13 protein-coding genes are annotated in these 14,515 nt (G+C 73.3%); 8 read left to right on the top strand and 5 right to left on the bottom strand.

Annotated features, from left to right (window positions below; translation table 11 throughout):
- The first annotated feature begins 21 nt into the window (after positions 1 to 21).
- Both ACFWA9_RS15900 and ACFWA9_RS15895 read left to right on the top strand, forming a co-directional pair.
- On the top strand, positions 22 to 1,551 hold the full coding sequence (locus ACFWA9_RS15900) for an MFS transporter (protein WP_380387543.1): 1,530 nt from the start codon (positions 22 to 24) through the stop codon (positions 1,549 to 1,551).
- A 61-nt stretch (positions 1,552 to 1,612) separates the two neighbouring features.
- Positions 1,613 to 1,825: a KTSC domain-containing protein gene (locus tag ACFWA9_RS15895; protein WP_380387540.1), complete on the top strand. Its 213-nt coding sequence runs from the start codon at positions 1,613 to 1,615 to the stop codon at positions 1,823 to 1,825.
- 26 nt (positions 1,826 to 1,851) lie between these two features.
- Here ACFWA9_RS15895 and ACFWA9_RS15890 read toward each other — a convergent pair whose 3' ends face one another.
- Together ACFWA9_RS15890 and ACFWA9_RS15885 are read right to left on the bottom strand one after the other, a co-directional pair.
- A complete protein-coding gene (locus ACFWA9_RS15890) occupies positions 1,852 to 2,130 on the bottom strand; it encodes a DUF2087 domain-containing protein (RefSeq protein ID WP_359804088.1) in 279 nt (92 codons plus the stop codon).
- A 126-nt stretch (positions 2,131 to 2,256) separates the two neighbouring features.
- On the bottom strand, positions 2,257 to 2,850 hold the full coding sequence (locus ACFWA9_RS15885) for an HhH-GPD-type base excision DNA repair protein (protein WP_329488629.1): 594 nt from the start codon (positions 2,848 to 2,850) through the stop codon (positions 2,257 to 2,259).
- A 458-nt stretch (positions 2,851 to 3,308) separates the two neighbouring features.
- On the opposite strand from ACFWA9_RS15885, the gene ACFWA9_RS15880 reads away from it, so the two are divergent.
- The 3 genes from ACFWA9_RS15880 (at position 3,309) to ACFWA9_RS15870 (ending at position 7,356) form a co-directional block, all read left to right on the top strand.
- Positions 3,309 to 5,813: a germacradienol/geosmin synthase gene (locus tag ACFWA9_RS15880; protein WP_380387536.1), complete on the top strand. Its 2,505-nt coding sequence runs from the start codon at positions 3,309 to 3,311 to the stop codon at positions 5,811 to 5,813.
- Between the two features lie 239 nt (positions 5,814 to 6,052).
- Positions 6,053 to 6,850 carry a VOC family protein gene (locus tag ACFWA9_RS15875; RefSeq protein ID WP_359804090.1) on the top strand — a complete coding sequence of 266 codons (798 nt, stop codon included), beginning with the start codon at positions 6,053 to 6,055 and terminating at the stop codon, positions 6,848 to 6,850.
- A complete protein-coding gene (locus tag ACFWA9_RS15870; RefSeq protein ID WP_329488626.1) occupies positions 6,850 to 7,356 on the top strand; it encodes a DinB family protein in 507 nt (168 codons plus the stop codon). Before ACFWA9_RS15875 ends, ACFWA9_RS15870 begins: the two co-directional genes overlap by 1 nt.
- A gap of 55 nt (positions 7,357 to 7,411) precedes the next feature.
- On the opposite strand, the gene ACFWA9_RS15865 is transcribed toward ACFWA9_RS15870, so the two are convergent.
- On the bottom strand, positions 7,412 to 8,431 hold the full coding sequence (locus ACFWA9_RS15865; RefSeq protein WP_380387589.1) for a MerR family transcriptional regulator: 1,020 nt from the start codon (positions 8,429 to 8,431) through the stop codon (positions 7,412 to 7,414).
- 98 nt (positions 8,432 to 8,529) lie between these two features.
- Here ACFWA9_RS15865 and ACFWA9_RS15860 point away from each other — a divergent pair, with 98 nt between their 5' ends.
- Positions 8,530 to 10,152, top strand: coding sequence for an alpha/beta fold hydrolase (locus ACFWA9_RS15860; protein ID WP_380387531.1), 1,623 nt, complete (start codon positions 8,530 to 8,532; stop codon positions 10,150 to 10,152).
- 113 nt (positions 10,153 to 10,265) lie between these two features.
- On the opposite strand, the gene ACFWA9_RS15855 is transcribed toward ACFWA9_RS15860, so the two are convergent.
- Positions 10,266 to 10,823: a carboxymuconolactone decarboxylase family protein gene (locus ACFWA9_RS15855; protein ID WP_380387528.1), complete on the bottom strand. Its 558-nt coding sequence runs from the start codon at positions 10,821 to 10,823 to the stop codon at positions 10,266 to 10,268.
- Positions 10,824 to 11,069: 246 nt separating this feature from the next.
- Here ACFWA9_RS15855 and ACFWA9_RS15850 point away from each other — a divergent pair, with 246 nt between their 5' ends.
- Together ACFWA9_RS15850 and ACFWA9_RS15845 are read left to right on the top strand one after the other, a co-directional pair.
- Positions 11,070 to 11,996 (top strand): NADP-dependent oxidoreductase, encoded by a 927-nt coding sequence (locus ACFWA9_RS15850; protein ID WP_380387525.1) that lies wholly within the window; start codon positions 11,070 to 11,072, stop codon positions 11,994 to 11,996.
- Positions 11,997 to 12,092: 96 nt separating this feature from the next.
- Entirely contained in the window at positions 12,093 to 13,028 is a 936-nt protein-coding gene (locus tag ACFWA9_RS15845) for an AraC family transcriptional regulator (protein WP_380387522.1), read from the top strand.
- 72 nt (positions 13,029 to 13,100) lie between these two features.
- Here the strand turns inward: ACFWA9_RS15845 and ACFWA9_RS15840 are convergent, their stop codons facing one another.
- Positions 13,101 to 14,228: an NADH:flavin oxidoreductase gene (locus tag ACFWA9_RS15840; protein WP_380387519.1), complete on the bottom strand. Its 1,128-nt coding sequence runs from the start codon at positions 14,226 to 14,228 to the stop codon at positions 13,101 to 13,103.
- Positions 14,229 to 14,515: the final 287 nt, after the last annotated feature.

Below are 14,515 nucleotides of genomic sequence, written 5' to 3'. Positions count from 1 at the left end.
AGCGAGGTAGAGGAGAAGACGATGACAGCGGATTCCGGGGAGGGCTCCGGAGCGGGCTCCGGTGTGGTGTCCGACCGGCGGAGGTGGATCGCGCTGGCGATCGTGATGACGGCCTCGTTCATGGACCTGGTGGACGTCACCATCGTGAACATCGCCATCCCCAGCATCCAGGAGGACACCGGCGCCTCGTTCAGTGCCGTCCAGTGGGTGACCGGCGGCTACGCCCTGGCCTTCGCGATCGGGCTGATCACCGGCGGTCGACTGGGCGACATCTACGGCCGGAAGCGACTGTTCCTGATCGGAATCGGCGGCTTCACCGTCGCCTCGGCGCTCTGCGGTCTGGCGACCGGCGCCGAGATGCTGGTCGCGACCCGGATCCTCCAGGGCGGGACGGCGGCGCTGATGGTGCCGCAGGTGCTGTCGATCATCCACGCCTCCTTCCCGGCGGAGGAGCGCGGCAAGGTGTTCGGCCTGTTCGGCGCGGTGGTCGGTCTGGGCGCCGTCTCCGGACCGCTGATCGGAGCGCTGCTGACGGAGTGGGACCTCTTCGGGCTGGCCTGGCGGCCGATCTTCCTGATCAACCTGCCGGTCGGCATCGCCGGGCTGCTGCTCGGCCGGGCGTTCATCGGCGAGTCGCGGGCGGAGAAGGCGCTCAAGCTGGACCTCGTGGGCGTGCTGCTGGCCAGCGTCGGCCTGCTGATGCTGCTCTACCCGCTCACCCACGGCCGGGAGGCCGGCTGGCCGCTCTGGGGCCACCTCTCGATGGCCGGCAGCCTGCCGGTGTTCGCCCTGTTCGTCGCGTACGAGAAGGTGAAGACGCGGCGGGACGGTTCGCCGCTGGTCGAGCTGTCGCTGTTCCGGGTGAAGAGCTTCGCGGCCGGCATCGGCGTCCAGCTGACCTTCGGCGTGGTCACCGGGATCTTCTTCCTGGTCTGGACGCTCTACATGCAGATCGGGCTCGGCTGGAGCCCGCTCAAGGCCGGGACCACGGGCATCCCGTTCTCGATCGCGGTCTCGGTGGCAGCCGGACTCTCGGTCCAGCAGCTGGTGCCGCGCTTCGGACGCAAGGTGCTCCAGGCCGGCGCGCTGGTGATGGCGGTCGGCGCGCTGACCTACATCTGGGAGGCCGACCGGTACGGCACGGCGATCACGTCCTGGCAGATGGCGCTGCCGCTGGTGGTGATGGGCCTGGGGATGGGCCTGATCGTGGCGCCGATCACCGACGCGGTGCTGGCCGAGGTGCCGCGTGAGCACGCCGGTTCGGCGTCGGGCCTGATCAACACGGTGAACCAGCTCGGGACGGCGCTGGGGCTCGGGCTGGTGTCGGTGGCGTTCTTCGGGGCGATGGACGACGTGGTCGCCCCCGAGGCGGTCGGGACGGCGTTCGGCGGGGCCTTCGTCCACGCGATGTGGTGGGTCGTCGCGGTGCTGGCGGCGGTGTTCCTGCTGATGTTCGCGCTGCCGAGGCGGAAGGCCGCGGTCGTCGCCGGTACCTCCTCCGCGTCCTCTTCCGACGAGGCCGAGCGGGAGCAGGAGCCCGTGCTCGTCTGACGGTGGGTGGAGGGCCCCGGCCGCGATGCGCGGCCGGGGCCCTCGCGCGCACACTGGGAGCATGGAGCGGCTGGCGGTGGACTCCTCGGCGCTGCGCTCGGTCGGGTACGACGCGGCGCGGCGGGTACTGGAGCTGGAGTTCACCGGCGGGAGCGTCTACCGGTACGACGCGGTCCCCGGGCGGGTGCACCGGGAGCTGATGGCGGCGGACAGTCACGGACGGTACTTCGCCCGGAGGATCCGCGGGCGGTACGCCTACCGGCGGGTGCGCTGAGGCCCTCGCCACCCCGGGGGCGGGGTTCAGGCGGCGCGGCGGTAGCTGCTGCCGTCCTGGGGACGCGCCAGGTGGCCGGCCTCGACCAGGAAGCGGCGCAGGGCCGGGTAGTCGTCGTGCACCGCCCGCAGCGTCTCGTTGACCTCGCGCTCGCTGTAGGAGCGGCCCGGTTCGAAGAGGGTGCCGGCGAGGTGGGCGAGCAGCTGCTCGCGGCGGGCCGCCTTGCGGGGGATCGTGGTCAGCCGGCCGTCGCCGGAGAAGAGGGAACGCACGCCGGGACTGTCCTGGCTGTCGGTGTCGGTCATCCGTCGAGCCTCACCCGGCGGGGCGTGGGCGGGCAACCCGTTTTTTCGGGGCGGGCGCCGGGGCGGGCGCCGCGCGCCGCTGCCCGGCACTCCTCGGGAGTGCCGGGCAGCAGGAGTTATCGGTCATCAGACCTTGGCGGTCTTGGCCTCCTTGGCGGCGCGCTTCACCTCCTGCTTGTGGGCGCGCACCTTCTCCAGCGACTCCGGGCCGGTGATGTCCGCGACCGACCGGTACGCTCCCTCCTCGCCGTACAGGCCCGCCGCCTCGCGCCAGCCCTCGGGCCGCACGCCGTACTGCTTGCCGAGCAGCGCGAGGAAGATCTGCGACTTCTGCTTCCCGAAGCCGGGAAGGGCGTTGAGGCGGCTGAGCAGCTCCCGGCCGGTCGCGACGTCGCGCCAGAGCGCCGCCGCGTCGCCGTCGTACTGCGCCACCACGAACTGGCAGAGCTGCTGCACCCGCTTGGCCATCGCGGCCGGGTAGCGGTGCACGGCCGGCTTCTCGGAGAGCAGGGCGACGAACGCCTCGGGGTTGTGGACGGCGATCTCGTGCGCGTCCAGGTCGTCCCGGCCCAGACGCTGCGCGATGGTGAGCGGGCCGGTGAACGCCCACTCCATGGGCACCTGCTGGTCGAGAAGCATCCCGACGAGCGCGGCGAGCGCGCTGCGCCCGAGCAGGTCGTCGGCCTCGGGCTGCTGCGCGAGCCGGACGGTGACGTTCATGGGCAGGCCCTCCTCGGATCGTGGAGACTCGGATCGTCGCCCAGTCTGGTGGACGGGGGATGAGGGGAGCGGGTCAACACGCCCGTCGGAACGGATTGCTTGAGTTGGCCGCCCTTGGCCCGCCTGGGTAGTTCGTTGGCGTATCGTCGCGCGGTCGGAATGGGCCGGGTAATCCGTCCGGATCGGTGACCCATCGCCAACTCTTCTTTCCCGCAGGATGGATCGCCCCCGAGGGTGGATGCCGGGTTGTTCCGTCCGTACAGGTGACCGAGAGGCGTGCGTTCTATCGGGCGGGTGTTCGGGGGAAGTGGGTTATCTCATACGACTGTTGCGGTTGTCCGGTGGAGATCGTCGGCGAGGGGTAATGCTGAGCCGACCGGGTCGTGGGGCAGCGGACCGACCGGCTCCGCTCCGCCGGGCCGGTCGGCCTCCTCGACGCGTCCAGAAAGGCTCGCCCGGTGACTCAGCCGTTCGAACTGCCCTCCTTCTACGTGCCGCACCCGGCGCGCCTGAACCCCCATCTCGACGGCGCCCGGGCCCACTCCACCGCGTGGGCCCGGGAGATGGGGATGCTGGAGGGGTCGGGCATCTGGGACCAGGCCGATCTGGAGGCGCACGACTACGGCCTGCTCTGCGCGTACACCCACCCGGACGCCTCCGACGAGGCGTTGTCGCTGGTCACCGACTGGTACGTGTGGGTCTTCTTCTTCGACGACCACTTCCTGGAGATCTTCAAGCGCAGCAACGACCGCGAGGGCGGCAAGGCCTATCTGGACCGGCTGCCGCTGTTCATGCCGGCCGACCCGTCGACCCCGGTGCCCGAGCCCACCAACCCGGTCGAGGCGGGCCTGGCCGATCTGTGGCGGCGCACGGTGCCCTCGATGGGGGAGGACTGGCGGATCCGGTTCGCCGAGAGCACCCGGAACCTGCTCAACGAGTCGCTCTGGGAACTCGCCAACATCAACGCCGGCCGGATCGCCAACCCGGTCGAGTACATCGAGATGCGCCGCAAGGTCGGCGGCGCGCCCTGGTCGGCCGGTCTGATCGAGTACGCCGCCAACGCCGAGGTGCCGAAGGAGGTTTCGGGTTCGCGGCCGCTGCGGGTGCTGATGGACGCCTTCTCGGACGGCGTCCACCTGCGCAACGACATCTTCTCCTACCAGCGGGAGGTCGAGGACGAGGGCGAGCTGAGCAACGGCATCCTCGTGCTGGAGACCTTCCTGGGCTGCACGACGCAGGAAGCCGCGGACGCCGTCAACGACCTGCTCACCTCGCGGCTCCAGCAGTTCGAGAACACCGTGTTCACCGAGCTGCCCTGGCTGTTCACCGAGACCGGGCTGGACCCGGCGGGCGTCGCGCGGGTGATGGCGTACGTCAAGGGCCTGCAGGACTGGCAGTCGGGCGGCCACGAGTGGCACATGCGGTCCAGCCGGTACATGAACGGCGGCGGCGCGGCCGCCGCGCCGGCCCGTTGGTGGGACCAGTACGCGATCGGCGGGGTCGGGACGTCGGCGCTGGACGTGCTGCGGGCCGGCCCGGGGCGCGGACTGCCTGGCGGCATGGGTGAGTTGGGCTCGCTGAGCGGGGTGAACACGCTGGACGGGACGCCCGGCTCGCCCGGTGGCGTCGACCCGGCGGTGCGGCGGGCGCGCTCGCACGGCCATGTGCCGTTCCAGCGGGTCGGGGCCTCCAGGCTGCCGGAGTTCAGGCTCCCGTACACCGTCGAACTCAGCCCGCACTTGGACGCCTCTCGGCTCAACACCGTGGCGTGGGCCGCCCGGATGGGCATGCTGGAGGCGCAGCCGGGCGTACCGGGCTCGGGCATCTGGACGGCCGAGAAGCTCGCCGACTACGACCTCCCGCTCTGCTCGGCCGGCATCCACCCGGACGCCACCCCCGAGCAACTCGACCTCACCTCGGCCTGGTTGGCGTGGGGGACCTACGGCGACGACTACTACCCGGTGGTCTACGGGCGGACCCGCGACCTGGTCGGCGCCAAGTTGCTCACCGAGCGCTTCTCGACGTTCATGCCCGTCGACGACACCCCGGCGCCGGTGCCGGTCAACGCCCTGGAGCGGGGCCTGGCCGACCTCTGGGAGCGGACCAGCGCCCCGATGACGCCGGACGCCCGGCGGAAGTTCCGCGCCGCGATCGAGGACATGACCCTGAGCTGGGTCTGGGAGCTCAACAACCAGGCGCAGCACCGGATCCCCGACCCGGTGGACTACATCGAGATGCGCCGGAAGACCTTCGGCTCCGACCTCACCATGAGCCTGTGCCGGCTGGCCCACGGCCAGGCCGTCCCGCCGGAGATCTACGAGAGCGGGCCGATGCGCTCGCTGGAGAGCGCGGCCGCCGACTACGCGTGCATGATGAACGACCTCTTCTCGTACCAGAAGGAGGTCGAGTACGAGGGCGAGGTGCACAACGCCGTCCTGGTGGTGCAGAACTTCTTCGACTGCGACTACTCCTCGGCCGTCGGCATCGTCGACGACCTGATGCACTCGCGGTTGCGGCAGTTCGAGCACGTGGCGCGGAACGAGTTCCCGGTGCTGTACGACGACTTCGGGCTGGAGCCGGAGGCCCGGGAGCTGCTGGACGGGTACGTCAAGGAGCTGGAGAACTGGCTCGCGGGCATCCACGTCTGGCACCGGGACTGCCACCGGTACGGCGAGGCGGACCTTCGGCGGCACTTCGGGCGCGGGTCGGGGGCGGATGGCAGGGCGGCCGAGCTCCCGGCCGGGCCGGCGGCCGATGAGGTGCCGAGGGCGGACGGGGTGGCGGCGGCGGAGGTGCCGGCCGACGGCGTGGTCGCCCCGGCCACGGCCGTACCGGAGGGCGTTCCGGTCGGTGCCGGGGGCGCGCTCCCGTTCGGCGCGCCCGGACTGGGGACGGCGGCGGCGCGGTTCGCCTGCGCGGCGGCCCTTCCGGTGACCCTCCCGGCGGGTGCGGCCGACGTGTAGCGGTGACCGGTTCTCGTGACGGCCCGCCGGGGTGCTCCGGCGGGCCGTCGCCGTGTCCGGCCGGGGATGCCGGGAAGGGCAGGGATGCCGGGAAGGGCAGGAAGGCCGCGAAGGGCAGGGGCCGGGGAGGGCGGGTGCGGAGGGCACGGGCGGGGCGGTGCGGGTACTCGGGGCGCGGTCCGACGGGGGACTGGCTACTGTGACGAATCGGGGCAAACCGTTACATGGAGGGCAGGATCATGACCGTGCTACCTGAGGGCACACCCTGTTGGGCCGACGCCATGTTCAAGGATCTGGACGGCGCCAAGGCCTTCTACGGGGCGGTGCTGGGCTGGACCTTCGGCGAGAGCGCGTCGGAGTTCGGCAACTACACGACGGCGTACTCGGACGGCAAGGCGGTGGCCGCCGTCGTCCCGCCGATGCCCGGGGACGACGTGCCGTCGGCCTGGTGCCTGTACCTCGCCTCGCCGGACACCGCCGCGACCGTCGAGAAGATCCGCGCCGCGGGCGGCGAGGTGCTGATGGGGCCGATGCAGGTCGGCGACTTCGGTTCGATGGCGATCGCCAAGGACCCGGGCGGCGTCACCTTCGGCGTCTGGCAGGCCGGCAGCCACGAGGGCTTCGAGAAGCAGAACGAGCCGGGTTCGTACACCTGGGCCGAGGTGCTCACGCGTGAGCCGGGCAAGGCCGACGCCTTCTTCCCCGCGGTCTTCCCCTACAGCACCAAGCGGATGGACACCGACCAGGTCGACTACAAGATCTTCCAGGTCGCCGACCGGCCCGCGCTCGGCCGGATGAAGGTCGGACCGGACGACATGCCGCCCGAGGCGCCCTCGTACGTGAGCGTCTACTTCTCGGTGGACGACTGCGACGCCGCCATCGCCAAGGTGACCGAGCACGGCGGACAGCTGTTCTTCGGGCCGATGGACAGCCCGTTCGGCCGGTTCGCCGCCGTCGGTGACCCGCAGGGCGCGGCCTTCGGCGTCATCGACCTGGGCACGACCTCCGGGCCCATGCCGACCATGGCGGACGCCTGATGGCTGCCGGCGCACCGGCGGGCGGCGAGCGTGCCGACCTGCTCCAGACGCTGGACAAGCACCGCGGCTTCCTCCGGTACACCGTGCGTGACCTCGACGACGAGCAGGCCGCCCGGCGCACCACGGCGAGCGAGCTGTGCCTGGGCGGTCTGATCAAGCACGTCATGGGCGTCGAGGAGCGCTGGTCGCGGTTCGCGGTCGGCGGTGCGGAGGCGATGGAACGGGGCTCGATCGACTGGGAGGGCCAGTTCCGGATGACGGACGGCGAGACGCTGGCGGGCCTGCTCGCCGCGTACGAGCGGGTGGCGCGCGAGACGGACGAGCTGGTCTCGACGCTGCCCGATCTCGACCTCGTCCACCCGCTGCCGGAGGCGCCGTGGTTCGAGCCGGGCGCCGGCTGGTCGGTGCGCCGGGTGCTGCTGCACATCATCGCGGAGACCGCGCAGCACGCCGGGCACGCGGACATCATCCGGGAGTCGCTGGACGGGGCGAAGACGATGGGCTGAGGGTCTCCGCCCTGAGGGCTGCGCCGGAAGCGGGGGCCGCGAGGGCGGCGGGCGCTCAGGCGGCTTCGGGGCGTCGGACGTCCGGGGCGGTGGTGCGCAGCGGGGAGGCGCCCGGCGCGGTGCTGCCCGGGATGGAGGCGCCCGGCGCGGTGGTGCCCAGGGCGGTGGCGCCCAGCCCGGCGCGGAGCCATTCGTGGGCGGAGCCGGCCGTGACGGCGGGCGGGCCGCCGGCCGGGGTGGCGAGCTCCGCGGCGAGCTGCCAGTAGCGGCCGATCACCGGGTCGGCGGTCTGGTCGAGGACGTATCCGAGCCGACGGCGGAACTCCGGGGTGTCGCGCAGCCCGCGCGAGTCGGCGTGCGCGGCGACGAAGCAGTCCAGCGCCTCGCCGGGCCGCCCCGCCCCGCCCGCCATCTCCGCCGCCGCCAGCTCGTACGCCGTGCCGAGGCCCTGGTAGAGCACCGCCGGCCGGTAGTCCTCGTCGGGCTCGCGGAGGTCGGGCCGGCAGACGTCGATGCTGAGTCGCCCGGGGGCGGTGAGCGCGTGCAGCCGGGCGAAGGTCAGCACCTGGGCCGGGGTCGGATCGTCGGGGAGCTGCGGGACGGCCCCGTCGATGACCGCCGTGAGCAGCGGGGCGGGCAGCCGCGGGGGCAGCACCCGGCGCCAGAAGCGGGCCAGCACGGTGGTGTCGGGCGGGCTGGTCACCGCGCCGATCAGACGCAGCCGGTCGGCGCGCTCGGCGGGGGTGCAGTCCTGGAGCAGCTGGAGGGCGGCCTCGCGCCAGCGCAGGGCGGCCAGCTGGGACCCGAGCTCGCGCAACTGCCGGGCGACGGCGCCCTCCAGTGCCGACTCGTCCTCCAGGGCCCGGCCAACCTCCGGGACGGGCAGGTCGAGCGCGCGCAGGGAGCGGATCAGCCGGAGCCGGTCGAGCGCCTCCGGGCCGTACCGGCGGTGGCCGCCGGAGCTGCGGCCGGCTTCGGGCAGCAGGCCGCGGTCCGAGTAGTACCGGACGGTCTTCACCGTGACGCTCGCTTGCTCCGCGAGTTCGCCGATGCTCCACATGACGTCTGACGACAGCAAGGCTTGAACCTCCCTCAGGGGGAGTTCCTACCGTACCGGTGTACGCGGGCGGCCGGCGGGCCGCCTGCGGGGACGATCCGCGCAAGGAGACGATCATGACGGCGTTCGTGCTGGTGTCAGGGCCCTTCACCGGTGGAGAGGTGTGGCGGGAGGTGGCCGCCAGGCTGGAGGAGTCCGGGGCCGAGGTGTACCCGGCGACGCTCACCGGGCTGGGGGAGCGCCGCGAGGAGGCCGGTCCGGACACCGGGCTGGAGACGCACATCGAGGACGTGGTGCGGCTGATCGACGGGGTGGAGGCGACGGAGCTGGTGATCGTCGGCCACGACTACGGCATCCACCCCGTGCTGGGCGCGGCCGACCGGCGCCCGGAGCGGATCGCCCGGATCGTCTACCTGGACGCCGGCCTGCCCCAGGACGGTGACGCCGCCGTTCAGCTGGTCCCGGACGAGGAGGTCCGCCGGCGGCTGCTCGACCCGGCGGACCGGGACGGCGGGACCGGGTGGATCGACCCGCCGGCCGCCGACGGGTGGCAGCGCTGGGGCAGCACCGCCGGGCTCTCGGAGGAGGCGCTGGCCCGGCTGACCGGTCTCGCCGCGCCGCAGCCGAGTGCCACCTTCACCCAGCCGCTCAGGCTCTCGGGGGCCCTCGCCACCGTGCCGACCTCCGGCATCTTCTGCACGGAGAGCGGGATGAGCATCGCCAAGCTGGAGGGCCTGATGACGCTGGGCATGCCGCAGTTCAAGGCCCTCGCCGACCCCCGGGTGAGCTTCTTCGACCTGGACACCGGCCACTGGCCGATGCTCTCCCGTCCGGACGAGCTGGCCGAGCTCCTGCTCGGCGCCGCGGCCGGCGAGGGGCACCGGCTGGCGGCGGCGCCCGCCCAGGAACTGCCGGGCTACCTGCGCCCGTTCGTGCTGGACGTGCCCGAGCAGACCCGTGAGCGGATCGGCCGGGTCGACCTCTACCTGCCGGCGGACCCGGACGGCGCCGGTGCGGCCGGCGCCAACCTGGCCGGTGCGGCCGGTGCGGCCGGTGCGGCCGGTGCGGCCGGTGCGACCGACGCGGCCGGTGCGACCGGTGCGAGCGACGCGTCCGCCGCGCCGCGTCCGGCGGTGCTGTTCGTCCACGGCGGCCCCGTCCCCGAGACCGTGCGGCCCACCCCACGGGACTGGACGACCTACGTCGGCTACGGCCGGTACGCGGCGAGCCAGGGCGTGATCGGCGCGACCCTGGACCACCGCCTGCACTCGCTCGCCGACTACCCGCTCGCCGCGGCGGACGTCGCCGAGGCCGTCGAACTGCTCCGCGCCGACCCGCGCGTCGACGGCGACCGCATCGCCCTCTGGTTCTTCTCCGGCGGCGGCCCGCTCTCGGCGGACTGGCTCTCCGCGCCCCCGTCCTGGCTGCGCTGCCTCGCCGTGACCTACCCGATCCTCGCGCCGCTGCCCGGCTGGCAGGGCGTGGACAGCCGGTTCCGCCCGGTGGACGCGCTGGCCGGGGCCGGGCGGCTGCCCGTCGTCCTGACCCGGGTGGGCCTGGAGGTCACGGAGATCGCCGCGACGGTCGAGGAGTTCGTGGCCGCCGCCGAGGCACGGGACACGGACCTCCAGGTGATCGACGTCCCGCACGGCCACCACGGGTTCGACACCGTCGACCGGACGGACGAGTCGCGCGCGGCCGTCGAGCAGGCCGTCCGCTCCGTCCTCGGGCACCTCTGAGCCAGGTGCCGCCCGTTCCGCCCGGTCACCGGACCGGGTGCGGCCGAGGGCCCGGCCCCGACGGGGGTGGGGCCGGGCCCTCGGGTCGACGACGGCTCGCCGCGACGGGGCGGTCAGTGCGCCGCCCGCTCGTCGGTACCGGGGACCTTGGCGGTGCTGAGCGCGATCCGGTTCCAGGTGTTGATGGTGAGGACCAGGGCCAGCAGCCGGGCCAGCTCCTCCTCGGTGAACTGCGCGGCGGCCCGGGCGTAGACGTCGTCGGGCAGGCCGGCCTGGCCGATCAGCGTGACGGCCTCGGTCAGCGCGAGGGCGGCCTGCTCCTGCGCGGTGAAGAAGTGCGCGGCGTCCCGCCAGACGGCGACCAGGTGCAGCCGCTCCTCGCTCTCGCCGGCCTTGCGGGCGTCCGAGGTGTGCAGGTGCAGGCAGTACGCGCAGCCGTTGAGCTGCGAGGCGCGGATCTGGACCAGCTCGACGAGCGCCGGGTCGAGGCCCTCGCGGGCGGCGGCGTCGAAGCCGATCAGGGCCTTGAAGGCGGCCGGGGCGGCCTTGGCGAAGTTGATCCGGGGAGGCCGGGCGGCGGGGGTGCCGGGGGTGCCGGGGGTGTGGGGGGTGCCGGGGGCGGCGGTGGGCGTGGTGGTCGGCGCGGCTGCGGCGGCGTTCGTCATGACCATGAATCTAGCGATTCGGAAGACCGGTGGAGCAGTGCATTCCAGCAGCATGATGGCGGGTCAATTGCTCTGGTTTCACCAGTCGCGGGCTGGTCCGGTCGCCGTGGAGCGGAGCGCCCGCCGCACGAGACGCTGGGACATCTTCCGAAGACTGAAGGATATTCATCGGCTCGTCGGACCTTCCTAGGGTTGGGGACAACGAGAACCGGTCCGCACGAGGGCCGGGCGAGCCAGGAAGGCAGTCCTCCCATGCGCGCAGTCACCCAGCAGTCCTTCGGCGGCCCCGAGGTCCTGGAGACCGTCGAGATCGACCGCCCCACCCCGCTCGGCGGCGAGGTCCTCGTCCGGGTCCACGCGAGCGGGGTCAACCCGGTCGACGTGGCCGTCCGGTCGGGGGCCTACCCGCTGCTGGGCGAGCCGCCGTTCGGCGTCGGCTGGGACATCTCGGGCGTCGTCGAGGAGGCCGGCCCGGGCGCCCGGTTCAAGGCGGGCGACGAGGTGTACGGCATGCCGTTCTTCCCCCGCGCCGCCACCGGGTACGCCGAGTACATCGCCGTTCCCTCGCGTCAGGTGGCCCGCAAGCCCGCCACGATCGACCACGTGCACGCCGCCGCCCTCCCGCTCGCCGCCCTGACCGCCTGGCAGGGCCTGGTCGACGCGGCCGGGGTGACCGAGGGCCAGCGGGTCCTGATCCACCGCGCGGCCGGCGGCGTCGGCCACTTCGCCGTGCAGATCGCCAAGGCCCGGGGAGCCCATGTGATCGCCCTGGCGAGCGAGGCCAAGCACGCGTTCGTTCGCGGCCTGGGCGCCGACGAGGTGATCGACTACCGGACCACCGACTACACCGAGGCGGTCCGCGACGTCGACGTCGTCTTCGACTCCTCCTCCGAGGGCGACCGCGCCCTGGCCGTCCTGCGCCCCGGCGGCACCCTGGTCAGCATCATGGAGCACTGGAACCAGGAGCTCGCCGCCCGGATCGAGGCCGCCGGCCGGCACTTCGCGGGCATCTCGGTCGAGCCCGACTACGCCTCGCTGGAGGCCATCGCCGCACTCGTCGACGCGGGCCGCGTCCGCCCGCACGTCAGCGAGACCTTTCCGCTCGACGAGGCCGCCAAGGCCCACGAGCTGGTCGGGTCCGGCCGGGTGCAGGGCAAGGTCGTCCTCACCGTCGCCTGAGCGCGGTCCTACAGTGGAGGGCCGGACGTGCCGGATATTCGGGATGGGCCGGATGCGCCGGACACGTCGGACGAACGGGGAAGCGGGGGGAAGGCGTTGGACATCCTGACCGAGGCGCTGAGCTCGATGCGGACGGGACAGCCCACGTCCGTACGCACCGAGGGCCGCGCCCCCTGGGGCCTGCGCCTCCCCCCGGTCGCCGGGGCCGGGTTCCACGTGGTGCTGTACGGGACGTGCTGGCTGGTCCCGCTGGAGGACGCGCCCGGCGCGGAGCCGATCGCGCTCAGCCCCGGCGACGTGGTCTTCCTGCGCGACGGCCGCGGCCACATCCTCGCCGACCACCCCGCCACCCCGGCCGAGACCGAGCGGCCCGACCAGTACCGGCCGGGTTCACCGATCGGCATGGTCACCCTGGGCGGCGACGGCCCCCGCACCAGCCTGCTGTGCGGCAACTACCACCTCGACCAGGGGCGTCCGCACCCGCTGGTCCGCCAACTGCCGGCGGTCATCCACCTGCCCACCCGGCACGGCCGCCACCCCGAGCTCAGCGCGGCGGTCCAACTCCTCGGCACCGAGCTGGAGAAGCCGCGGATCGGTTCGGCCGGGATCGTCCCCGCCCTGATCGACTCGCTGCTCCTCTACATCCTGCGCGCCTGGTTCGAGGACCAGCCCCCCGCGGCGGCCGCCGGCTGGGCCGCCGCGCTCGGCGACTCCGCCGTCGCCCCGGCGCTGACCGCCATCCACGAGGCCCCCGCGGCGCCGTGGACCGTCGAGTCGCTGGCCGGCCGGGCCGGACTCTCCCGCGCGGCCTTCGCCCGCCGCTTCAGCACGCTCGTCGGCGAACCGCCGATGGCCTATCTGACCCGCTGGCGCCTGACCACCGCGGCGACCCTGCTGCGCGAGTCCGAGGCCCCGCTGACCACCGTCGCCGCCCGGACCGGCTACGGCTCCGAGTACGCCTTCGCCAAGGCCTTCAAGCGCGAGTACGGGCAGCCGCCCGGCAGTTACCGCCGCACCGCCCGCGCCGCGTGAGGCTGGCGGCCGCCACGGCCGTGCCCGCCACCCGCTGTGACGCGGGCGGCGGGCAAGCGACATGACTGAGCGTCAGCTCAGCGTCGCCAGGGCCGACACGTCGTACGGCTTCAGCTCGTCGAAGCGGCCGGCGAGGACCTTCGCCGCCCACTGCGGGTCCTGTAGCAGCGCCCGGCCGACGGCGACCAGGTCGAACTCGTCGCGCTCCAGCCGGTCGAGGAGGTTGTCGATGCCCTGCACGGTGGCACCCTCACCCGCGAAGCTGCGAATGACGTCGCCGTCGAGGCCGACCGAGCCGACGGTGATCGCGGGCCGCCCGGTGAGCTTCCTGGTCCAGCCCGCCAGGTTCAGGTCCGAGCCCTCGAACTCCGGCAGCCAGTAGCGGCGGGTGGAGGCGTGGAAGACGTCGACGCCGGCCTCGGCGAGCGGGGTCAGGATGTCCGCCAGCTCCTCCGGGCTCTCCGCGAGCCTGGCCTCGTAGGCCTCCTGCTTCCACTGCGAGTAGCGGAAGACCACCGGGAACTCTGGCGACACCACTTCCCGGACGGCGGCCACGATCTCGGCCGCGAACTTCGTCCGGGCGACCGGGTCGCCGCCGTAGGCGTCCGTCCGCCGGTTCGTCCCCGCCCAGAGGAACTGGTCGAGCAGGTAGCCGTGGGCGCCGTGCAGCTCGATGCCGTCGAAGCCGATCCGCTCGGCGGCCGCGGCGGCCTCGGCGAAAGCGCCGATGACGTCGTCCAGGTCGCTCCTGGTCATCGCCCTGCCGGAGCCCTCGGTACCGTCGATCCGCAGGCCGGAGGGGCCGATGGCGGGGGCGTCGGCGAACGGCGGGTCGCCCTGCTTGCGCACCATGCCGATGTGCCACAGCTGCGGCATGATCGTGCCGCCCGCCGCGTGCACGGCCGCGGCGACCTCGGCCCACCCCGCCAGCTGCTCCTCCCCGTGGAACCGCGGCACCCGGTCGCTCTGCCCGGCCGACTCGTGGCCGATGTACGTCCCCTCGGTGAGGATCAGCCCCACTCCGGCGGCGGCCCGCCGGGCGTAGTACGCCCGGACGTCCTCGCCGGGCACGCCGCCGGGCGAGAACTGGCGCGTCATCGGCGCCATCACGATGCGGTTGGGGACGGTCAGCCCGTTCAGCTCGACGGGCCGCGCGAGCAGCTCGGCCGCACGGGAGGCGGAGGACGCGGTGCTGGTCATGGGGTTCCCTCGGGGTCGGACGGCGGGTGCGATGTTCAGGTGTCAACCACTGCGCGGGTCCCTCCATTTCGCCCACCCGGCAAGCGCTCCTGTGATCCGGGCCACTGCGTTGCCCGGTGCGACCGGTGCCCCGGCCCGTCCGGCGTGCCGGGCCGGAGGGCTGAAACGCGCGGTGCCGCCCCGGGAGGGCGGCACCCCCCCGCGGCGGAACCGGGGGGGGCGCAGAAGGGGGGTGATTTAAAAATAAACCATACCCACAAACCCCCACCACTACGGGTTTGGGGCGT

The sequence above is a fragment of the Kitasatospora sp. NPDC059973 genome, assembly GCF_042737525.1.
Taxonomy (GTDB): domain Bacteria; phylum Actinomycetota; class Actinomycetes; order Streptomycetales; family Streptomycetaceae; genus Kitasatospora.
This window is presented reverse-complemented; position numbering and strand designations above follow the sequence as displayed.